General features: G+C 74.1%; 17 protein-coding genes. 5 read left to right on the forward strand and 12 right to left on the reverse strand.

The genetic code is table 11. The features are described from left to right. A partial coding sequence (locus ACWD6P_RS33730; protein ID WP_451448011.1) for an adenosylhomocysteinase occupies positions 1 to 211 on the reverse strand: 211 nt, incomplete at its 3' end. A gap of 590 nt (positions 212 to 801) precedes the next feature. Here ACWD6P_RS33730 and ACWD6P_RS33735 point away from each other — a divergent pair. Then, positions 802 to 3000, forward strand: coding sequence for a fructose-specific PTS transporter subunit EIIC (locus tag ACWD6P_RS33735; RefSeq protein ID WP_451448026.1), 2199 nt, complete (start codon positions 802 to 804; stop codon positions 2998 to 3000). Between the two features lie 449 nt (positions 3001 to 3449). On the opposite strand, the gene ACWD6P_RS33740 is transcribed toward ACWD6P_RS33735, so the two are convergent. The 6 genes from ACWD6P_RS33740 to ACWD6P_RS33765 all read right to left on the reverse strand — a co-directional run bounded on the left by ACWD6P_RS33740 (position 3450) and on the right by ACWD6P_RS33765 (position 9365). After that, positions 3450 to 4418: a cation diffusion facilitator family transporter gene (locus ACWD6P_RS33740; RefSeq protein WP_451448012.1), complete on the reverse strand. Its 969-nt coding sequence runs from the start codon at positions 4416 to 4418 to the stop codon at positions 3450 to 3452. A 164-nt stretch (positions 4419 to 4582) separates the two neighbouring features. Then, positions 4583 to 5788 carry a mannose-6-phosphate isomerase, class I gene (gene manA / locus ACWD6P_RS33745; protein ID WP_451448013.1) on the reverse strand — a complete coding sequence of 402 codons (1206 nt, stop codon included), beginning with the start codon at positions 5786 to 5788 and terminating at the stop codon, positions 4583 to 4585. Positions 5789 to 5898: 110 nt separating this feature from the next. Beyond that, a complete protein-coding gene (locus ACWD6P_RS33750) occupies positions 5899 to 7035 on the reverse strand; it encodes an SIS domain-containing protein (protein ID WP_451448014.1) in 1137 nt (378 codons plus the stop codon). A 76-nt stretch (positions 7036 to 7111) separates the two neighbouring features. Then, positions 7112 to 7294, reverse strand: a complete 183-nt coding sequence (locus ACWD6P_RS33755; RefSeq protein WP_451448015.1) for a Trm112 family protein — start codon at positions 7292 to 7294, stop codon at positions 7112 to 7114. 154 nt (positions 7295 to 7448) lie between these two features. Further along, positions 7449 to 8807: a phosphomannomutase/phosphoglucomutase gene (locus ACWD6P_RS33760; protein ID WP_451448016.1), complete on the reverse strand. Its 1359-nt coding sequence runs from the start codon at positions 8805 to 8807 to the stop codon at positions 7449 to 7451. A 114-nt stretch (positions 8808 to 8921) separates the two neighbouring features. Next, positions 8922 to 9365, reverse strand: a complete 444-nt coding sequence (locus ACWD6P_RS33765) for a DUF3499 domain-containing protein (RefSeq protein WP_451448017.1) — start codon at positions 9363 to 9365, stop codon at positions 8922 to 8924. Positions 9366 to 9508: 143 nt separating this feature from the next. Here ACWD6P_RS33765 and ACWD6P_RS33770 point away from each other — a divergent pair, with 143 nt between their 5' ends. Then, positions 9509 to 9967: a metallopeptidase family protein gene (locus ACWD6P_RS33770; protein ID WP_451448018.1), complete on the forward strand. Its 459-nt coding sequence runs from the start codon at positions 9509 to 9511 to the stop codon at positions 9965 to 9967. 41 nt (positions 9968 to 10008) lie between these two features. Here the strand turns inward: ACWD6P_RS33770 and ACWD6P_RS33775 are convergent, their stop codons facing one another. The 3 genes from ACWD6P_RS33775 to ACWD6P_RS33785 form a co-directional block, all read right to left on the reverse strand. Beyond that, a complete protein-coding gene (locus tag ACWD6P_RS33775; RefSeq protein ID WP_451448019.1) occupies positions 10009 to 11604 on the reverse strand; it encodes a DUF5719 family protein in 1596 nt (531 codons plus the stop codon). Beyond that, positions 11601 to 15413: a glycosyltransferase gene (locus ACWD6P_RS33780; protein WP_451448020.1), complete on the reverse strand. Its 3813-nt coding sequence runs from the start codon at positions 15411 to 15413 to the stop codon at positions 11601 to 11603. Before ACWD6P_RS33780 ends, ACWD6P_RS33775 begins: the two co-directional genes overlap by 4 nt. Positions 15414 to 15740: 327 nt before the next feature. Beyond that, on the reverse strand, positions 15741 to 16004 hold the full coding sequence (locus tag ACWD6P_RS33785) for a WhiB family transcriptional regulator (protein ID WP_003983763.1): 264 nt from the start codon (positions 16002 to 16004) through the stop codon (positions 15741 to 15743). A 698-nt stretch (positions 16005 to 16702) separates the two neighbouring features. Here ACWD6P_RS33785 and ACWD6P_RS33790 point away from each other — a divergent pair. From ACWD6P_RS33790 to ACWD6P_RS33800, 3 genes are read left to right on the forward strand one after another with little or no spacing between them, the layout of a single operon-like run. Further along, positions 16703 to 17218 (forward strand): cysteine dioxygenase, encoded by a 516-nt coding sequence (locus ACWD6P_RS33790; RefSeq protein WP_451448021.1) that lies wholly within the window; start codon positions 16703 to 16705, stop codon positions 17216 to 17218. Between the two features lie 33 nt (positions 17219 to 17251). Then, positions 17252 to 18208 carry a 2-phospho-L-lactate transferase gene (gene cofD / locus ACWD6P_RS33795; protein ID WP_451448022.1) on the forward strand — a complete coding sequence of 319 codons (957 nt, stop codon included), beginning with the start codon at positions 17252 to 17254 and terminating at the stop codon, positions 18206 to 18208. Then, positions 18205 to 19542, forward strand: coding sequence for a coenzyme F420-0:L-glutamate ligase (locus ACWD6P_RS33800; protein ID WP_451448023.1), 1338 nt, complete (start codon positions 18205 to 18207; stop codon positions 19540 to 19542). The genes cofD and ACWD6P_RS33800 overlap by 4 nt, the downstream gene beginning before the upstream one ends. 37 nt (positions 19543 to 19579) lie before the next feature. Here the strand turns inward: ACWD6P_RS33800 and ACWD6P_RS33805 are convergent, their stop codons facing one another. After that, entirely contained in the window at positions 19580 to 20485 is a 906-nt protein-coding gene (locus ACWD6P_RS33805; RefSeq protein WP_451448024.1) for a DNA-3-methyladenine glycosylase family protein, read from the reverse strand. A 43-nt stretch (positions 20486 to 20528) separates the two neighbouring features. Next, positions 20529 to 21611 carry a sugar phosphate nucleotidyltransferase gene (locus ACWD6P_RS33810; RefSeq protein ID WP_451448025.1) on the reverse strand — a complete coding sequence of 361 codons (1083 nt, stop codon included), beginning with the start codon at positions 21609 to 21611 and terminating at the stop codon, positions 20529 to 20531. Positions 21612 to 21799: the final 188 nt, after the last annotated feature.

Genomic DNA, 21799 nt, shown 5'->3' on the forward strand with positions numbered 1-21799 from the left:
CCAGGGTCTCGATCAGGACGGCGGTCTGCACGGTCATGTGCAGCGAGCCGGTGATGCGGGCGCCGGCCAGCGGCTGGGCTGCGGCGTACTCCTTGCGGATCGCCATCAGGCCGGGCATCTCGTGCTCGGCGAGGGTGATCTCCTTGCGGCCGAAGGCGGCGAGGGAAAGGTCGGCGACCTTGAAGTCCTGGCCGGTGGCTGCTGTCGTCATGCGGGCTGCTCCTCGAGCGTCGAGGTGGATGGGCTGGCAGTCTGCGGCGCGGGCCGGGGCCCAGCTTGAGCTGGGGGAAGAGCGTACGCGGAGGCGGACACACCTCTCCCCTGGCCGCAGCGCAGTCCGTCGGAGGCCCTCTCTCCCTCGGCCGGTCCGCGGTGCGGGCCGCCCGACCGCCATCAGCAGCGACGTCTGGCACTGGTCACGAATCTACACCGATCGGCGCAGTGAGCCCCAGTCCGGATAGGCCGATCCCGTGCGGTCCCGGCCAGACCGGGGTGGTGTGGCGGGCCGGTGGCGGCCGGGCGGGCGGCCTGTGACGGGCCGGTCCGGGGGTACGGATTCGGTCACTGCGCTGGGCGTCAGAGGCGGGGTGGCGAGCTTGGAGGCCGGGGGGCCGTCCACCGTGATCTGCGGTGCCGCAGGGCTATGCCCGGGCCGGGGCGTCATGCAGGATGCCTGGAGCGCGCGCACCGGAACTGCCGTACGACCGCGCGCAGATGCGTAAGGAGAACGACGTGACCACCAGTCCAGCCGAGGCCCCCCGGGGCGCGGGGAGGGGCGGGCAGGGGCTGAAGCTGCTCGCAGTGACCGCCTGTCCGACCGGTATCGCCCACACCTATATGGCCGCGGAGAAGCTGGCCCGGGCTGCCGAGGCGCTCGGCCACGAGATCAAGGTGGAGACGCAGGGTTCCATCGGGGCTGAGAACGTACTGTCTGACAACGATGTCAGAGACGCGGACGGGATCATCATCGCCGCGGACAAGGACGTCGACCGCAGCCGGTTCGTCGGCAAGAAGGTGCTGGCGGTCGGGGTGGCCGAGGGCATTCACCGGCCCGAGGAGCTGATCGAGCGGGTGCGGAGCGCGCCGGTCCATGAGGGCGGGAGCAGCGGCGGGTCCGGCGGTGGGGCGGCCGCGGCCCAGGGTGGCGGCAAGCAGCGCGGCGTCACCTACAAGGCGCTGATGAACGGGGTCAGCTACATGATCCCGTTCGTGGTGGTCGGCGGGCTGCTGATCGCCGTCTCGCTCGCGCTGGGCGGGCATCCGCAGGCCGATGGCGGGCTGGTGATCCCGGACGGGTCGTTCTGGAAGCACGTCAACGATGTCGGGGTCATCGGCTTCACGCTGATGGTGCCGATCCTGTCCGGCTATATCGCGTACGCGATCGGCGACCGGCCGGCGCTGGTGCCGGGCATGATCGGCGGCTGGATCGCCAATACGGGCGCGCTGTACGACTCCAGGGCGGGCGCGGGGTTCATCGGCGCGATCGTCACGGGCTTCCTGGCCGGCTATCTGGTGCAGTGGATCAAGAAGGTCAGGGTTCCCCGGTTCGTCCAGCCGATCATGCCGATCATCGTGATCCCGATCGTGGCGACGACGGCGCTCGGGCTGTTCTTCATCTACGTCATCGGCAAGCCCGTCTCGTGGGTGTTCACGCACCTCACCGGCTGGCTGGGCGGGATGACGGGGTCGAGCGCGGTGCTGCTCGGCGCGATCCTCGGGCTGATGATCGCGTTCGATATGGGCGGCCCGGTCAACAAGACCGCGTTCCTGTTCGGTGCGGGGCTGATCGCGTCCGGTAACCAGACGGTGATGGGCATGTGTGCCGCGGCGATCCCCGTCATGCCGCTGGGGCAGGGGCTGGCGACGCTGATCCGCCGGCGCCTGTACTCCGAGCAGGAGCGGGAGACGGGCATGGCGGCGCTGTTCATGGGGCTCTTCGGGATCTCCGAGGGCGCGATCCCGTTCGCCGCGGCGCGGCCCGCGCAGGTCATACCAGCGAACATGCTCGGCGGCGCGGTGGCCGGTGCGCTCGCCGGGCTGGCCGGGGTGACGGACGCGGTGCCGCACGGCGGGCCGATCGTGGCGGTGCTGGGTGCGGTCGGCGGGGTGCCGATGTTCTTCCTCGCCGTGGTGGCCGGGGCCGTGGTGACGGCGCTGACGACGGTGGCGCTGGTGGACGTCGCGGAGCGGAGGAAGGGCGGGGGCGGGGTGGCCGGGGCTGGTGCGGGTGGCGTTGTTGGCGCTGGTGGTGGTGTCAGTGCGGCTCCGGGGGGCGGGGAGACGGTGGGTGCCGGGGTGAGGGGCGGAGGCGGATCCCGTACTGGTGGGGCGGATTCCCGTACGGCTGCAGGGGGTGCCCGTACGGCCGCAGGGGATGCTCGTACGGCTGCGGCGCCGGTTCCGGCTCGCGTGCCAGTCGGCGTCGAGGACGGCCGGGGGCGCGCTGCTGGTGGCACGGCCGATGATGACGCCGATGTCGTCGATGTCGTCGATGTCGTCGATGTGGTGGATGTGGTGGATGTGGTCGCCGGTGCGACCGCCACCGTGGTGCTCTCCGGCTATCTCACCGAGCAGACCGTCAAGACGCAGCTCGTCGCCGGGGAGAAGGAAGCGGCGATCCGGGAGATGGCCGAGCTGGCGGCCGGTACCGGCAAGGTGGCGGACGTGGCCGAGCTGGTCCGGGTGGCGCTGGCGCGGGAGGCGCAGGGCACCACCGGGCTGGGTGAGGAGATCGCCATTCCGCATGCCAAGACGGATGCGGTGACGGCTCCGGTCGTCGGCTTCGCGCGGTCCGCGGACGGTATCGACTGGGGTTCGCTGGACGGGTCGCTCGCCAAGCTGGTCTTCATGATCGCGGTGCCCGAGGCGGCGGCCGGGGATGAGCATCTGCGCATCCTGGCGCTGCTGTCCCGGAAGCTGATGGACGGCGACTTCCGGGCCCGGCTGCAGGACGCGCAGGACGAGGCGGCGATTCTGCGCGTTCTCGGGGAGATCCAGTAGGGCGGGGGCGAACAGATCCCGTAGGGGATGCGAGGGCCCCCTGCGGGGCCACAACGTGGCGGTCCCGGGGTGGTATTCCCCGGTCGGGGACCTGGGGCGGAGGCTCCACGCGGCGTAAGCGCCGTCACAGGGAAAGACCCCCGCGCTCCTCCTGAGTGCGGGGGCCTTGCCGTGTTCTGTGTGGCCTGTGCGGGCCTGTGTGGCCGCGTGGCTTGCATGGCCGCGGGCCCGCCGGGCTCAACGGCCGGGCAAGTGCGCCGGGCTCGGCAGCCCCACAGGCCCGAGAGGTTCAGCGGCCGACCAGGCTCCCCGAGTTCGGCGGCCCAGCACGCCCGAGGACCCAGCAGCCCCACAAGCCCGAACGGCTCCGCGACCGACCAGGCCCACCGACCTCAGAGGCCCAGCCAACCCGGCCCACAGCCTCAGCGGCCCCGGCGGACCCGCCAGGCTCACTGACCCCCAGGCGTCTTCGTCGGGTCGGTGGCTGCGGTGTCTGCGGTGGCTGCGGACTCGTTGTAGATGTCCGGCTCCAGGTAGATGACGCGGGCGATCGGGACGGCCTCGCGGATGCGGGCCTCGGCGGCGTTGATGGCCTGGGCGACCTGGGCGGCGGTGTCGTCGTTGCGGACCGCGATCTTGGCGGCGACCAGCAGTTCCTCGGGGCCGAGGTGGAGCGTGCGCATGTGGATGACGCGGGTGACGACCTCGCCGTCGACGACCGCCTCGCGGATCTTGGCGACCTGCTCGGGGCCGGCCGCCTCGCCGAGCAGCAGCGACTTGGTCTCGGCGGCCAGGACCAGCGCGATCAGGACCAGCAGCGCGCCGATGCACATGGTGCCGATGCCGTCCCAGACGCCGTTGCCGGTGGCCAGGGTGAGGCCGACGCCGCCCAGCGCGAGGACCAGGCCGACCAGCGCGCCGAAGTCCTCCAGGAGGACGACCGGCAGCTCGGGGGCCTTGGCGCGGCGGACGAACTGGGTCCAGGTCTGCTTGCCGCGCAGCTCGTTGGACTCCTTGATGGCCGTACGGAAGGAGAAGCTCTCGGCGATGATCGCGAAGACCAGTACGCCGACCGGCCAGAACCAGTTGTCCAGCTCGTGCGGGTCGTGGATCTTCTCGTAGCCCTCGTAGAGGGCGAAGACGCCGCCGATGGTGAACAGGACGATGGAGACCAGGAAGCCGTAGATGTAGCGTTCGCGGCCGTAGCCGAAGGGGTGCTCGGCGGTGGCCGCGCGCTTGGCCTTCTTGCCGCCGAGCAGCAGCAGGCCCTGGTTGCCGGAGTCCGCGACGGAGTGCACGCCTTCGGCCAGCATCGAGGACGAGCCGCTGAAGGCGAAGGCCACGAACTTCGCTGCGGCGATCGCCAGGTTGGCGGCCAGCGCCGCAACGATCGCCTTTGTCCCGCCTGATGCGCTCATAGGTGCCGCATGTCCCTTCCGTCGACGGAGCTCGGCTGCTTTACCGCCCCTTTAATTACCGTGCGGCGGTCATTGTTGCAGCCCTGCGCCCGGCGGCCGCCATGAGGCCAGCCGCCGGACGGTTTTGCACCGCTCGTCCCCGCGTTCCTGCGGCGCGGCGCCGCCTACGCCACGACCGTCGCGCGGAAGAGCGTGCCCTCCCCCGCGAGCGTGAGCCGCTCGCCGGCCGGTACGAACGCGGACTCGCCGGGGGCCAGGGTCAGCTCGGCGTCGGCGTCCCCGTCGGCGCCGCGCAGCTCGACGGTGCCGGCCGTGCAGAGCAGGATCTGCGGCGTACGGGAGTGCAGCGGGCGCGGTGCGGCGCCGGGGGCCAGGACGAAGCGGGAGAGCCGGAACTCGTCGATGGGGGTCTCGTAGGTCTCCTCGCCGTCGACCGCCTCGGGCCGCAGCACGCCCGGGTCGCCCGCCTCGAAGCGCACCACCCGCAGGAGTTCGGGGACGTCCACGTGCTTGGGGGTCAGGCCGCAGCGCAGCACGTTGTCGGAGTTGGCCATCAGCTCCACGCCGAGGCCGCTCAGGTAGGCGTGCGGGATGCCGGCGCCGAGGAACAGCGCCTCTCCGGGCTGGAGCCGGACGTGGTGGAGCAGCATGGCGGCGAGGACGCCGGCGTCGCCCGGGAAGTGGTGGGCGAGGCCGGCGTAGGCGGCGTAGGCGTCGGCGTGCGGGCCGTTCTCGGCGGCGAGCCGCTCCGCGGCGAGGGCGGCGAGCTCGACGGTGCGGGCTATCGCGTGGGGCTCGGCGCTCAGGACGGCGGTGAGCACCTCGCGCAGCGCGTCCTCCTCGGGGCTGGCGCGCAGGATGTCGACGTACGGCTTGAGGTCGTCGACGTCCAGGGCCTCGATGAGGTCGGCGGACTGTGCCGGGTGGCGGAAGCCGCACAGGCCGTCGAAGGGGGTGAGGGCGCAGATCAGCTCGGGCTTGTGGTTGGCGTCCTTGTAGTTGCGGTGGCCGGCGTCGATCGGGACGCCGCGCCGCTCCTCGTCGGCGAAGCCCTCCTCGGCCTGTGTGAGGTCGGGGTGGACCTGGAGGGAGAGCGGCGAGCCGGCGGCGAGCACCTTGAACAGGAAGGGCAGCCGGGGGCCGAAGGCGCGGACGGTGTCGGGGCCCAGTTCGGCCTCGGGAGCGGCGTCGATCACCTCGGCCAGGGAGACGGGGCCCGCGCCGCGGTCGATGCGGGAGGGGGCGCCGGGGTGGGCGCCCATCCACAGCTCGGCCTGCGGTTCGCCGGTCGGCGCGGTGCCCAGGAGCTCCGGGATGGCGGTGGTGGAACCCCAGGCGTAGGGGCGCACGGTGTTGGCGAGGCGGTCCATGGAACTGCTGCTTCCTTACGAGTCGTGCTGAGCCGTACGTGCGGAACGACGCGTACGGCTCAGCGGAGCTGCTGATCCGTGCGGCTGTGCGGCCGCCCGGCCGTCACAGGTCACTCGGTGCCGGCGAGCGCCAGGTAAACGGCGCCGAAATCCGCGATGGCGAGAAGTTCCGCGGCCTTCTCCAGATCGCTGCCGGCGTCCGGTTGCAGCTCGCTGACGGCGGTGTCGCGCTCCTCGGCGAGGGCGTGCGCGGCGCGGGTGGCGGAGAGCGGTCCGGGCTCCTCCTCGCGCAGCAGGACGACCCTGGCGTGCATCGCCGCGGGCTGGTCGACGCGGTCGCGGAAGAAGTCGTCCGGGTCGGCGCCGGCGGCCAGCGCGCCGGCCAGCAGGGTGCGGTGGGTGGTCAGCGCCTCGGGGAGTTCGGCGGCGAGGGCGGGGCGGCCGGCGAGTCCGGCCAGCTCGGTGGCGAAGTGCCGGCCGACGGCGCCGGCGAGGGGGCCCTCGGTCCAGATCAGCGGGAGTGCGTCGGCGAGGTCGGCGGCCAGTGCCTTGCCGGGGTTGGTGTAGGTCGGGATGGCAGGGCCGCAGCGTTGGGCGATGTGGTCGAGGCGGTCGGCGAGCTTGGCCAGGGCGTCCGGCGGGGCGCTGAGCAGGCCGATCCGGTCGGCGAGCGCGAGCAGCGGGATCAGTACCGACCAGAGGGTGCCGGGGGCGGCGGGGGGCGCGCCCTCGACGTCGAACTCGGCGTCGTAGGGGGTGGTCGCCAGCGGGACGGCGAGGCCGCGGGCCTGGATGACGGCGTCGGAGAGCGGGCCGCCGGCCGGGGTGACGGCGACGACGGAGCAGCCGCGGCGGTAGGCCGCTTCGACCAGCTCAGCGAGGCCGGGGTCGGCGGCGTCGGGCCCGGCGATCAGCATCAGGTCCAGGGGGCCGGCCCAGCCGGGCAGGGTCCAGCGCAGCGCTCCGGGCAGCGGGGCGACGCCGGCGGGCTGGATGAGGCTGACCGGGCAGCTGCCGCCGCTGAGGGCGCGCAGGAGGTCGGCCACGCCGGCCGCGGCCGGGCCGGGACCGGCGACGAGGACGGCGCGCGGCCGTCCGTCGGGGGTCAGTTCCGGGATGCCGGATTCGGCGGCGCTGCGGGCGGCGGTGCGGACCCGGGCGCCGGATTCGGCGACGCCGCGCAGCAGGCCGAACCGGTCGGCGCCGGCCAGTGCGTCAGGGGTGTCGAGGAGTGACTCATCGAGCATGGTGGGCGCGGCCTCCGATCGCCGGTGCGGGCGGGGAATACGCCGGGCGTGCCGGGGCGGGCCCGGCGGTGCCCGGTCAGGCGGGGCGGCTGGCTTCGTCGACGAGGAGTACCGGGATGCCGTCCCGGACGGGGTAGGCCAGGCCGCAGTCGCCGGAGGTGCAGACGAGCTCCGCGGGGTCCGCCGCGGTCCGGTCCTCCAGCGGGGCGTGGCACGCCGGGCAGGCGAGGATCTGGATCAGGCTGGCTTCGACCGGCATGGAGGGTGCTCCTTCGGGGTGGGTGCGGCGTGGCCAGCGTACCGCCGGAGGGCGTGGCGCGGCCTGCCCGGCGGGCATTTGCGGTGGTGGGGGCCGGGGCGTGGCGGCCGGCCCGCACCACCGGAGGCGCTCTCCGGTTGCGGCGCGCGCGGGCTCAGCCGCGGATGATCGCCAGTGCCTCGTCGCGGGTCCGCTCAGCGGTCGCGGTGTCCCTGGCCTCGACGTTCAGCCGCAGCAGCGGCTCGGTGTTCGAGGGGCGCACGTTGAACCACCAGTCCTCGGCGGTGACGGTCAGGCCGTCCAGCTCGTCGAGGGTGACGCCGGGGCGGCCCTCGTAGGCGGTCCTGATCGCGGCGAGGCGGCCGGCCTGGTCGTCGACGGTGCTGTTGATCTCGCCGGAGGCGGCGTAGCGGTCGTACTGCGCCACCAGGTCCGACAGCGGTCCCTGCTGCCCGCCGAGGGCCGCCAGGACGTGCAGGGCGGCGAGCATGCCGGTGTCGGCGTTCCAGAAGTCGCGGAAGTAGTAGTGCGCGGAGTGCTCGCCGCCGAAGATCGCGCCGGTCTTGGCCATCTCCTCCTTGATGAAGGAGTGCCCGACGCGGGTGCGGACCGGTGTGCCGCCGTTCTCCCTGACGACCTCCGGTACGGACCAGGAGGTGATGCAGTTGTGGATGACGGTCCCGCCGGGGTGCTTGGCCAGTTCGCGGGCGGCGACCAGGGCGGTGATCGCGGACGGGGAGACGGGGTCGCCGTTCTCGTCGACGACGAAGCAGCGGTCCGCGTCGCCGTCGAAGGCCAGACCGAGGTCGGCGCCGGTCTCGCGGACCCGCGCCTGGAGGTCGACGATGTTCTTGGGGTCGAGCGGGTTGGCCTCGTGGTTCGGGAACGAGCCGTCCAACTCGAAGTACATGGCGTCGAGTTCGAGGGGCAGCCCGTCGAAGACGGTGGGCACGGTGTGGCCGCCCATGCCGTTGCCGGCGTCGACCACGACCTTCAGCGGGCGGATGGCGGACAGGTCGACGAGGGTGCGCAGGTGCTCGGCGTAGGCGTCGAGCACGTCGCGCCGGGTGATCGTGCCGGGGGTGGCGGCCGGCGCGGGGGCGCCCTCCTGCGACCAGCGCTCGACCAGTGCGCGGATGTCGGCGAGGCCGGTGTCCTGGCCGACCGGTGCGGCGCCCGCCCGGCACATCTTGATGCCGTTGTACTGGGCGGGGTTGTGCGAGGCGGTGAACATCGCGCCGGGCAGGCCCAGGGAGCCGCTGGCGAAGTACAGCTCGTCGGTCGAGCAGAGGCCGATCTCGGTGACGTCCGCGCCGCGGGCCGCCGCGCCGCGGGCGAAGGCGCCCGACAGGCCGGGCGAGGAGGGGCGCATGTCATGCCCGGTCACGATCGCGTCGGCGCCGGTGACCTCGACGAAGGCCGCGCCGAACAGCTCGGCGAGCGAGTCGTCCCACTGGTCGGGGACCACACCGCGCACGTCATACGCCTTCACGATCTGCGACAGATCAGTCACAGCCAGCCCTCCTGTGGAGTCTCTACGGTGACCCCAAACCTACCGGGCGGCGCCGCGCGGGGGCCGGGCATCCCCGTCCGTAGCGCGGTGGCGGCCGGTCGCGGCCGGCCCGGCTCAGGAGTCGGGCGAGCGCAGCACCCGCAGATGGCCGCGGCGGGCGACCTCCATGGGGTGGGCGTCGCGGTCGCCGTGGGCCGGTGAGCCGTCGCCGGCGGCGCGTTCCTGGGGGCGGGCGGCTTCGCGGACGGCGTTGGCGAGGGCTTCGAGGTCGTCGCCGCTGGGCCGGGCCGGGCCGGGGTCGATGGCGAGGCGGACGACCTCCCAGCCGCGGGGCGCGGTCAGCCGCTCGGAGTGCTCGGCGCACAGGTCGTAGCAGTGCGGTTCGGCGTAGGTGGCGAGCGGTCCGAGCACGGCGGTCGAGTCCGCATAGACGTACGTCAGCGTTGCGACGGCGGGGCGGCCGCACGCAGTGCGCGAACAGCGACGTACAGGGCTCACGACGTTGGACGGTACCGCACTCTTGAGCGGGCCGCGACGACTCTCCCCCGGCTCACCCAACCGTGTCGTCCCGCTTCGTCCGATGCGTCTGACCTGCACCCGCTCGACCGGACCGGTCCGATCGAGCCGGAAACAGCGGCTTCTTGTCGCGGATCGTCGCGCTCTGCGGTGCCCGGCGGCCCGTGACGGCTACGCTCGATCTGATGGACAGCCCCGTACCTCCCCGACCGACGGAGCCGCGGCTCCGCCGCCGCGACCGCCACGGCCGCGGCATGCGCGGCCCGATCGCGCCTCCGCAGGTGCCGCTGTCAGTGACCCGCGCTGACGCCTTCGTGGATCTCGTCTACGACTCGCGGGACCGGCTGGAGCGGCGCTGGCCGCAGCTCTCCCAGGTCGACTTCATGATCCTTGAGGTGCCCGGATTCGGTCCGGACGACGGGCCGGACGCGACCGCCGACGAGGAGACCGTGCCGCTGGGCCGGGTGCTGCCCGCGGCGGGCGGACATCGCGACCGGATCGTGATCTACCGCAGGCCGGTGGAGATCCGTACGAAGAGCCGTGACGAGCGCGCGCTGCTGGTCCACGAGGTGGTGGTCGAGCAGGTCGCCGAGCTGCTGGGGCTGGCTCCGGAGTCGGTGGACCCCCGCTACGGCCAGGATTGAGGCCGTAGCGGGGGCCGTGGCGCGGGCCGTGGTGGCGCCGCTCAGTCCGTGAGCACCGACAGGTCCTGGCCCGCGGTCGGGACGAGGACCGAGCCCCGGTCGTCGGGCATCGGCTGGACGGTGAAGGCGGGCAGCCCCCCCTGGGGGCGGGCGAGCATCCGGGCCGCGTAGACGGGGCCGGATCCGGGCTCGGGCTCCACGGTCAGCGCGTAGGCGCCCTTGAGTCCCTGCGGGCGGGGCGGTGCGACGTCCAGGGCGGTGCCGCCCTTGACCGTGTACGTCTTGGTGACCGGGGTGCCGCCGCCGCTGCCCGCCGACGCGGTGACCTTCACCTTGGCGTCCTTGCCCTTCTCGGGCGCGACCAGCGACAGGGTGCTGCCCTTGTCGCGGTTGTCGGCGGCGGTGGCGCGCTGGCCGACCGGGCGGGTCGCGGGGATGAACGCCATCTCCTGCGAAGCGCCCTTGCCGCGGGTCACCCGCAGGGCGGCCGCGACCGGGGCCTTGGCGCCGCCGTCGGCGGGGGTGAGCACCAGCGAACCGGCCTCGCCCTTGGTGACGTCCTTGAGGTCCACCGCCGTGGTCATCCCGCTCTTGACGTGCAGGGTCTCCAGGCCGGCCGGGGTGATCAGCCCGGTCGGGGTGGCCAGTTGGACCTTCAGGTCGGCGTCGGACTCACCGGGTGCGACGGCGACCAGCCGGACGGAGGTGGCGTCCTTGGGGATGCCGGGCAGCACCACGCTCGGCGACGGGTCGGCGGCGGGCGGCAGCCAGTCGCTGCCCAGCTTGCCGTCGCTCGCCTGGACGGCGGCGCCGACCCGGCCCTCGCGCGCGACGACGTGCAGGGCGGCGTTGGTGGTGGGGCCGGCGGTCAGGGTGGAGAGCAGCACGGGGACGGTGGTGTGCGGGGGGACGGAGATGTCCTCGCCCGCGGAGCCCGCCAACGGGCCGTCCTTGCCGTGCAGTTCGAGGTCGACGACGGCCTGGGTCGCGTCGGGGTTGGTGAGGTGGACGTAGTCCTGGCGGTCGGTGGCGGTGCTGACGCCGGGGAACCAGAACGTGGTGTCGGGGGTGGTGCAGCCCAGGCCGAGCAGGCCGCGTCCTGAGCCGGCCGCGACGGAGGTGGTCTGCTGGACGGTCCAGCCGGGCGCGAGGGTGCCGTCCGCGGCGCCCACGAGGGCGGGGGCGTCGGAGCTGTCGGTGGTGGCCGTGACCGGCTTTCCGGCCTCCTGGAGGGGGGCGACGGGCTTGGTGTCGCGGGGCGGGACGATCCGGCTGCCGGCGTCCGCGGCCGCCTTCGCGTCCTTCTTGCCCTTGCCCTCGGTGCCCTTGTCCTTGCCGGCGCCGGTGCCGCCGCTGCCGGCGTCGCGGACGGTCCCGGCGGGCAGCAGCCGGGCGGTGCCCTTCTTGGTGCCGGCGCCGGCGGCGGCGCCCTTGGGGGCGAAGGCGGTGTAGGTCGTCTCGCCGACCTCGGAGGAGGTGGGGGCGGGGCAGAGCAGCGCGGAGCGCTGGACGGGCAGCCGGGTGCCGCTGCCGGCCGTGTCCTTCGCGCCGCCGTCCGGGGCCGCGACGGCGGCGACACCGGTGACGGCGGCCAGCGCGGCGGCCGCGCCGATCAGGGACATGATGGTGCGCTTCACTGCTGGTCGCTCCCGTCACGGCGCGGCTCGCGGTAGGAGCCGGAGTACCCCGGGTACTCGGTGCCGTCGTCGTAGGGCTGCTGCTGGGGCTGCGGCGGGCCGTCGGTGTACTGGCCGCCGCCGTAGCCGTACGGGTCGTAGGCGCCGGCCTGGTAGGGATCGGCGGCGTAGGGGGCCGCGCCGTACGGTTCGGCCGCGTACGGGTCCGCGGTGGGCTGGCCAGCCTGCGGGTACCGCCCGTACTGGTCCGCCTGGTACGGGTCGGCGGAGGCGTAGGGCTGCGGCTCGGCGGCCTGCCCCGGTGGGACGTCCGGCTGGGGCGGGGCGGTCTGCTGGGCGGTCTGCCAGTCCTCGTAGGACTGCTGCCGGCCCGCGGCCGCGTACGGGTCGCCGGCCGCGGCGGCGTCCTGGGCGGGCACCGCCTGCGGCACCGGGGGCGGCTGCTCGCCGGTCCGCGCGGCCGGGATGCCGGGTGCGGCCTGGTCGGGGGCGCCCGCGGCCTCGGCCTGGGCGCGCAGGCGGCGGGCCCGTCGGCCGTCGCCGGCGGCCGCGGCGGCCTGGGCGGCGGCGACGTCCTCGGGAAGGTCGTCGTCGATCTCCCGGCGGCGGCCGGGCAGGGCGAGCACCACCAGGACGACGGCGAGCAGGCCCTGCGCCCACAGCCAGAGGGTGTGGCCGAGGGGGTTGTCGTGGGTGAGGTCGAGCCGGCCGCCGCCCGCGGGGAGCGTGAAGCCCTGCGCCCAGCCGTCGACCGTGACGGGCTTGAGCGGGGTGCCGTCGAGGGTGGCCTGCCAGCCCCCGTCGGCGGTGTCGGCCAGGCGCAGCACCCGGCCGGCGGGCCCGGCGGGGATCTTGGTGTGTGCCTCGACCGGGCCGGACGCCACGGCGACCGGCGCGGCGGCCTCCCCGGCGGCGGTGCCGTCCCCGGCCTGGCCGGCCACGATCGAGACCCGCGAGACCCGGCGGTCGACCCGCCACAGGGCGCTGCCGTCCTCCTGGCTGAGCCTGGTCAGGCCCGGGGTGGCGTCCAGCACCCGGCCCATTTCGCGCGGTGCGCCGTCCCTGACCAGGACGTAGCGGACCGCATAGCCGCCGAGCTGGTTGGTCTGGTCGGCGCCGGACCCGGCGACGAGGTGGGCGACGATGGTGCCGAGCCGCTTGTCCTCGCCCGCCTCGGCGGCCAGGTCGGCGTCACCGAGCCGGGCGCCGGAGCCGCGGACGAGGGAGTAGGTGACGTGGCCGGGCCGGCCGTCGAGCACCAGGGTGCGGGGCCGGTCGGCGCTGCCGGACTCCTCGGCGACGAAGGCCGGGACCTGTTCGGGGCTGCGGCGCTCCAGCGGGCCGGCCGCGCCGGTGATCATCCAGCTGGCCGCGGCGTAGAGCGGGGCGAGTACGGACGCCAGCGCGATCAGCACGGCGACCGGCTGCTTCCAGCCGAAGCCGAGGCTGGCCATACGGGTGCGGATGCCCTCGGCGCCGATCGCGGCGGCGCACAGCAGCGCCAGTCCGTAGACGAGCATCGCGGGCCCGGTCCAGCCGGAGCCGTTGCCGAGTGCTGCGAAGAGCAGCCCGGTCAGCGCCACGGCCCAGGCGGTACGGATCGCGCGCTGCCGGGCGTCGCGCAGCGTGGCGGCGAGCGCGGCCAGCACGATGCCGAAGAGCAGCACCCCGCCCGCGGCCTTGGGGCCGCCGGGGCTGAGGCCGATGAGGTCGAGGACGGAGGCGGAGCCGGCGCCGTAGTCGAGGCCGGCCTCCTGGAAGAAGCGGGCGGGGTCGGTCAGCAGCGACAGCGACCAGGGGGCGAGCGCGACGAGCGGGGCGAGGAGCACGGCCAGGAAGCGCAGCCCGTAGGCGAGCAGCAGGTCGCGGTTGCCATCCAGGAACCGCAGCACCAGCAGGCCGGCGCCCAGGAGCGCCGCGATCGGCCACACGACCGGGGTGAAGGCCATGGTGAAGGTGATCAGCAGCGCATACGCCCAGGTGGCGCGCCAGCTGGGGCGGGTGCCCGCCGGCAGCCGCAGGCCGGTCGCGGCGATCGCGGCGCGCGCCATGAGGGGCAGCAGGATGGCGAGCACCGCGGTGCCCAGGCGGCCGCCCGCCAGCGCGCCGGCGGCCGCGGGCAGGAAGGCGTAGGCGATGCTCCCCCAGGCCCGCAGCAGCCGGGAGGCGACCAGCGGGCGGGAGGCGAAGTAGGCGGTGAGGCCGGCCAGCGGGACGGAGCAGACCAGCAGCAGGGTGACGGCGAAACCGGTGGAGCCGAGGAAGACGCTCGACACCAGGGCGACGATCGCCAGGTAGGGGGGTGCGGGGGCGCTGCCGCCGACGCCGACCGCGTGCCAGCTGTCGAGGTAGGCCGACCACAGGTCGGCGGCGCCGCCGGGCGCGGGCAGCATCGCGCCGCCGGTCAGCGCGCCGGTGCCGAGCAGTTCACGGCAGGCGATCAGCGAGACCAGCAGCAGGACGAGGAAGAGCACCGGCCCGGGTTTGCGGGCGATCCGCTTGAGCCGGGCGAACTGCTCGACCTCCAGGAAGTCGGCGTCGTCGCCGCCGGGCCCGGACTCGACGGCGCCGTGCCGGCCGGCCGAGGCCACGTCGGGTGCGGCGCGCCCGGCGAGGTTGCCGGCGACCTGTTCGGCGGTGGCCCGTACGGTCGCGCCGGGCGGCGGGAAGAGCGGCCGCAGCTCGCCGGCGTCCACCGCGGGGCGGCCTCTGCGCTTGCGGGCGGCGAGGATCTTGCCGGGCCGCAGCAGGGTGCCGAAGAGCCCGGCGAGTTCGTCCAGCGCCTGGCCGGGGACCTTGCCGACCAGGTAGGCGATGACGCGCAGCACGGTGCCGATCAGCAGCCGCAGCAGTACGTAAGGCAGGATCGCGCCGCGGGAGTTGGCCAGCAGGGTGTAGACGGCGCCGGCCTTGTCGACGCGGTGCGGGTTGGCCACCGAGCGGCCGACGCAGTCGATGGGGCGGCGCTCGCGGGCGGCGGCCTCGGCGTGCCGCAGGATGGCGTCCGGTGCGACCAGGACCTGGTGTCCGGCGGCCTGGGCGCGCCAGCACAGGTCGACGTCGTCGCGCATCAGGGGCAGCCGGCGGTCGAAGCCGCCCAACTCCTCGTAGACGTCGCGGCGGATGAGCATGCCGGCGCTGGAGACGGACAGTACGGGGCGGACCTGGTCGTGCTGGCCCTGGTCCTGTTCGCGGCGGTCCAGGCCGGTCCAGCGGCGGCCGCTGCGGGCGATGCTGACGCCGGCTTCGAGCAGCTGGCGGCGGTCGTACCAGCTGCGCAGCTTGGGGCCGACGATGACGGTGGAGGGGCTGGCGTCGGCGACCCGCAGCAGTTCGGCGAGCGCGTCCGGCTCGGGTGCGCAGTCGTCGTGCAGCAGCCACAGCCACTGGACCGGCTCGCCGTGCGGCAACTCCGGCATGTCGTAGGCCTCGTCGCGCCAGGTGCGGCTGACCGGGTCCCAGCCGCTGGGGCGGCGCAGGTAGGGCAGGTCGTCGGGGGTGAGGTGGGGGGCGGTGCGCACGGCCTCGTCGACGGCGGTGCCGAATCCGGAGCGGCGGGCGAGGTGCAGCACCCGTTGGTCGCCGATGGCTTCGGCGAGCAGCTGGGCGGAGTCGTCCGCGCTGCCGGTGTCCGCGCCGATGACGTTCTGCACCGGGCGTTCCTGGCCGAGCAGGCCGGAGAGCGCGTCGGGCAGCCAGCGGGCGCCGTCATGGGAGACGATCACGGCGGTGACGACATGCCGCGGGAACTCTGGGGTGGCGGCTTCATATGAGGCGGCCTGGGCCGCCGACTGGCTGTGCAAGGACATCGAGGTACGGGCCCTCCGGACCCGGGAGTTCGAAGGGCCGCGGCGAAGCCGCTCAAGGCCCCTGCCCCCGGAAGACACTGCGACGGACTACGAGGCGACGCGCGCGCCCCGCGGGGCGGCGGCGCATCTCGGACGGGGCCCCACACTAATGGTTCGTGCCGCCGCCCCGGCTGGGCCCGTACGAAGCAGTGCACAGCAGTCCGCCTCCGGCGCCCGGGGCGCTGGAGGCGGAGTGTTCGCTATAGGGGGATATGGGGAGTTGGGGCGGTACGGCGGTGTGGCCGGTTCGGCCGCGCGCCATGGGTCGGGACGGCTGCCTGATCATCGTCAGACGGCGGCCTTCTTGAGCCGGCGCCGCTCGCGTTCGGACAGACCGCCCCAGATACCGAAGCGCTCGTCGTTGGCGAGGGCGTATTCGAGGCATTCGGACCGGACTTCACAGGCGAGACAGACCTTCTTGGCCTCGCGGGTGGACCCGCCCTTCTCCGGGAAGAAGGACTCGGGGTCGGTCTGGGCGCACAGTGCGCGCTCCTGCCAGCCGAGCTCCTCGTCCGCCTCCTCGACCAGCAATTCCTGGAACAGCTCGGTCATGTGCGCCCCTCGTCTGTCTTTACGTCCCCGTGATCAAGCCGTGATCGATTTCGGCTGAACGACACGAGTGAAATTACAAGTGTGGTGATCCGGGCCAGTCAAGCCGAGATCTGCTATTGAGCCTCTTATTCACTCGGCGGAACCAAGCGGATGCAGAAAGTGTTCAAATCAGTAAAAACCAGGACACTTCCACGGGTGCACCGCCCGGCACGTCCGCGTCGTTCACCAAGACGCGATCAGGCGGCATTCGCGTTGCACCCCGCGCGCCGAAGCGGGGAAGATCACAAACGGATCACGGGACCGCAATGGCGTTTGGGGGCGCGGCTGACGGTCGATCTCTCCGGCCCGGGAGCTGCACAAACCTTTCTCCAGCCGGAGTAACCGGATGAGGTGAAAGATTCTCGGCAAACCCGACATCCGGTTGACATCACGCCGCGAAACCGGTCTCCTTGACCCCATGCCAGTGACTCCCGCGCCCCGACTGACCCGTGCCTACGGGTCGCTCTGCGCTGCGCAGGCCCGCTGTCGCTGTTCCAGCTGTTGAAGCCACTGAGCTCCAGCTTTCTCCGCTCGCACCACCCCGCAGAGCCGCTGCACCGCGACCACCGCGCCGCGCACCCCACCGGGACAGCCCGCGCCGTGCCGCACCCCCCACGTTCGCGCGTCACCCCAGCACTTCCGCCGAGGAACCGACACCGATGAACAGCGACGTCCAGATCGCCGGCGACCCGCTCGCCATTCCCCACCTGCTGCCGCCCGTCCCCGCGCACCCGGCCACCGTCGCCGGCTTCGCCGGGCTCGCCCGCTCGATCGCCGCCGACCGGGCCAGCTGGGCGCACCTCGTCCAGTACGACGCCACCACCCGCTGGTACCACCGGCTGCGCACCGGCCCGGGCTACGAGGTGTGGCTGCTGAGCTGGGTGCCCGGCCAGGGCAGCGGCCGCCATGACCACGGGGAGTCCTCCGGCGTACTGACCGTCCTGGAAGGCGAGTTGACCGAGCACCTCGCCGGCGGGCCCCGTACGCTCACGGCCGGCGCCCAGCGGGTGTTCGCCCCCGGCTACGTCCACGAGGTCGTCAACGACTCGCTCACGCCGGCCGTCAGCCTGCACGTCTACTTCCCGGGCCTGACCGACATGCCGATGCACCCGAGCCAGACCGCCTCCGGGGCCGCGGCCGCCCCGGCGGCCGCCCACGGCGGCCCGACCCCCTGACGCACGGTCGCCGGCCCCTGACATCCTGGGGTCATGCGAATCGTGGTTCTGGCCGGCGGTATCGGCGGCGCCCGCTTTCTGCGGGGACTGAAGGCAGCGGCTCCGGACGCGGACATCACCGTCATCGGCAACACCGGCGACGACATCCATCTGTTCGGGCTCAAGGTGTGTCCCGACCTCGACACCGTGATGTACACGCTCGGCGGCGGCATCAACGAGGAGCAGGGCTGGGGCCGCGCCGACGAAACCTTCCGGGTGAAGGAGGAGTTGGCCGCCTACGGCGTGGGACCCGAGTGGTTCGGGCTCGGCGACCGGGACTTCGCCACCCACATCGTGCGCACCCAGATGCTGGGCGCCGGCTATCCGCTCAGCGCCGTCACCGAGGCACTGTGCGCGCGCTGGCAGCCCGGGGTGCGGCTGCTGCCGATGTCGGACGACCGGGTCGAGACCCATGTCGCCGTCGACGAGGACGGCGAGCGCAAGGCGGTCCACTTCCAGGAGTACTGGGTGCGGCTGCGCGCCTCGGTGCCCGCGCACGCCGTGGTGCCGGTCGGCGCCGACCAGGCCAAGCCCGCGCCGGGCGTGCTGGAGGCGATCGCCGAGGCGGACGTGGTGCTCTTCCCGCCGTCCAACCCCGTCGTCAGCGTCGGCACGATCCTGGCGGTGCCGGGCATCCGTGAGGCGATCGCGGGCGCCGGCGCGCCGGTGGTCGGCCTGTCCCCGATCGTCGGGGACGCCCCCGTGCGCGGCATGGCCGACAAGGTGCTGGCGGCGGTGGGCGTGGAGTCGACCGCGGCGGCCGTGGCCCGGCACTACGGTGACGGGCTGCTGGACGGCTGGCTGGTGGACTCCGTCGACGCGGGGGCGGTGGCCGAGGTGGAGGCGGCCGGGATCCGCTGCCGGGCCGTACCGCTGATGATGACGGACCTGGACGCCACGGCCGCGATGGCCCGGGAGGCGCTGGCGCTGGCCGAGGAGGTCCGCGCGTGACGGACGCCGCGCGGGTGCCCGCGTACCGGGTCTGGGCGCTGCCGGGGATGCCGGAGGTACGGCCCGGCGACGACCTGGTCAAGCTGGTCGCCGCCGCGGCGACCGCCGACGGGGTGCCCCGGCTGGCCGACGGCGATGTGCTGCTGGTGACGTCGAAGATCGTCAGCAAGGCCGAGGGGCGGATCGTCGAGGCCGCCGACCGGGAGGCGGCGATCGACCAGGAGACCGTGCGGGTGGTGGCCCGCCGCGGACCGGTGCGGATCGTGCAGAACCGCCAGGGCCTGGTGATGGCCGCGGCCGGCGTCGACGCCTCCAACACCCCCGCCGGAACGGTGCTGTTGCTGCCCGAGGACCCCGACGCCTCGGCCCGCGCCCTCCGGGCGGGCCTGCGCGCCGCCCTCGGCGTCGAGGTCGGGGTCGTCATCAGCGACACCTTCGGCCGGCCCTGGCGCAGCGGCCTGACCGATGTCGCCATCGGGGCCGCCGGGGTGCGGGTGCTGGACGACCTGCGCGGCGGCACCGACGCGTACGGCAATCCGCTCAGCGCGACGGTGGTGGCCACCGCGGACGAGCTGACGGCGGCGGGCGACCTGGTGAAGGGCAAGGCGGCCGGGCTGCCGGTCGCGGTGGTGCGCGGGCTGCCGCATGTCGTCCTGGCCCAGGAGGCGGGCGACGGGCCGGGGGCGCGGGCGATGGTGCGCTCCGCCGAGGACGACATGTTCCGGCTGGGCACCTCGGAGGCCGTACGGGAGGCGGTGACGCTGCGGCGTACGGTCCGCGCGTTCACCGACGAGCCGGTCGATCCGGGGGCGGTCCGGCGGGCGGTGGCGGCGGCGGTCACGGCCCCGGCGCCGCACCACACCACGCCGTGGCGGTTTGTGCTGCTGGAGTCGGCCGGGGCGCGGCGGCGGCTGGTGGACGCGATGCGCGAGGCGTGGATGGAGGACCTGCGCCGCGACGGCAAGTCGCCGGAGTCCATCGCCCGGCGGGTACGGCGCGGCGACGTGCTGCGCGACGCCCCGTATCTGGCCGTGCCGTGCATGGTGGCGGACGGTGCGCACACCTACCCGGACGCGCGGCGGAACGCGGCGGAGCGGGAGATGTTCCTCGTGGCCAGCGGCGCCGGGATCCAGAACTTCCTGGTGGCGCTGGCGGGCGAGCGGCTGGGCTCCGCATGGGTCTCGTCGACGATGTTCTGCCGGGACGTCGTACGCGAGGTGCTGGAACTGCCCGGGGACTGGGAGCCGATGGGCGCGGTGGCGATCGGGCGCCCGGCCGCGCCGCCGAAGGAACGGGCGCCGCGCGCGGCCGAGGACTTCGTCGTCGTGCGCTAGGGCTTTCCGTAGCACGCCCCGAGCCGCGCCGCGCGGGTCACAGGCGGGCGATGTCCCCGACCGGGAAGCGGGGCGCCCGCCGCGGCGGGGTGACGCCGGAGAGCAGGATCAGCCGGGCGGCGCGGTGGCGCTGGCCCTCGTAGGGCGCGAGGAGTTCGAGCATCTGCGCGTCGGTCGTGCCGCGGCGGCCGGTGAGGGCATAGCCGATGATCTTCGGCAGATGGAGATCGCCGACCGTGATCGCGTCCGGCGCGCCCAGGGTCCGCTGGAGGGTCTCGGCGGCGGTCCACGGGCCGATGCCCGGTATCGCCGTCAGCCGGCGGGTGGCGTCGGCGAGGTCCATCCGCGCGGCCTCCTCCATCCTGCGCGCGACCCGCACCGCGCGCACGATCGCGTCGGAGCGCTTGGCGTCGACGCCGGCGCGGTGCCACTCCCAGGAGGGGATCAGCGCCCAGGCGCGCGGATCGGGCATCACCCGCATCCGCTCCCAGGGGCCGGGGGCCGGCTCGCCGTGCCGCTGCAGCAGGAGCCGCCAGGCACGGTAGGCCTCGTCGCTGGTGACCTTCTGCTCCAGGATCGAGGGGATCAGCGACTCCAGCACCAGACCGGTCCTGGCGAGCCGGACACCGGGGTGGCGGCGGCGTGCCTCGTGGACGATGCGGTGCCGGGCGGTCAGCTGCGCGGGGTCGTCAAACTCCCCCAGCAGGTCGGGCAGGTGCTCCAGCAGCCAGTCGGCGCCCGGCCCCCAGGCCTCGGCCGCGACCTCGCCGGCGGCCGGGCGGGCGGCCAGGCGCAGGGTGCCGGGCCCCTCGGGCGTACGGCAGGACCGCCACAGCTCGCCGCCGCGCACCGCGAACGCCGGGTCCCCCGGGCCTCGCTGCAGCACCCCCAGCGTGCGGTGCAGATCGAACGGGCCGGGCGGAACCCAGGTACGGGCGGGCATGCGGCCAGCGTAGGCGATGGGGCGGGCGCCCCCGCCGGCCGGACTACTGGTCCGACGAGAACCGCACCGCGCCGTCCGGGATCTCGGCGTCGCACCAGATCCGGATGCCGTCGCGCAGCTCGTTGTCCGCGCCGATGCGGGCGCCGTCGCCGATGACCGCGCCGTCCAGGACCGTACGGGCGCCGATCCGCGCGCCGGCGCCGATCAGCGAGTCGCGGATACGGGCGCCGTCCTCGATGACCGCGCCTTCGAGGACCGCGCTGCCGTCGATCCGGGCGCCGGCGCCGATCACGGCGCGCGGGCCCACGACGGTGCCGCCGCCGAGCTTGGCGTCGGCGGCGACCTCGGCGCTGTCCAGGACCAGGCGGTCGCCGCGGCGGCCGGGGACGGCCGGGGACGGGGCGCGGCCCAGGACCAGGTCGGCCGAGCCGCGGACGAAGGCCTGCGGGGTGCCGAGGTCGAGCCAGTAGGTGGAGTCGACCATGCCCTGGAGGTGGGCGCCGTCGGCGAGGAGCCCGGGGAAGGTCTCGCGCTCGACGGAGACCGGGCGGCCGGCCGGGATGCTGTCGATGACCGACCGGTTGAAGACGTACGCACCGGCGTTGATCTGGTCGGTGACGATCTCCTCGGGGGTCTGCGGCTTCTCCAGGAAGGCGGTGACCCGGCCGGTGTCGTCGGTGGGCACCAGGCCGAAGGCGCGCGGGTCCTCGACCCGGGTCAGGTGCAGGGAGACGTCGGCGCCGGAGGTGCGGTGGGTGTCGACCAGGGCCGGGATGTCCAGGCCGGTGAGGATGTCGCCGTTGAAGATCAGCACCGGGTCGCCGGGGGCGGAGTGCAGCCGCTCGGCGACATTGCGGATGGCGCCGCCGGTGCCCAGCGGCTCGCGCTCGGTGACGTACTCCAGATGCAGCCCGAGCGCCGATCCGTCGCCGAAGTACGGCTCGAAGACCTCGGCGAGGTAGGAGGTGGCGAGGACGATGTGCTCGACGCCGGCCGCCCGCGCGCGGGCCAGCTGGTGGGTGAGGAACGGCACGCCGGCCGCGGAGACCATCGGCTTGGGCGTGCGCACCGTCAGCGGGCGCAGCCGGGTGCCCTTGCCGCCGACCAGGAGGATCGCTTCAGTCACTCTGTCCTCTGTTCGCTTCTCCGCCCCCGCAGCGCAGCGGTGCGGCTCTCATCGTCGAGTGCCGCCCGGCGGCTGCAGGTGCGACGCTCACGGTGTCCTCTGTTCGCTTCTCCGCCCCCGCAGCGCAGCGGTGCGGCTCTCATCGTCGAGTGCCGCCCGGCGGCTGCAGGTGCGACGCTCACGGTGTC

It is taken from the genome of Streptomyces sp. NPDC002446, from assembly GCF_053595675.1.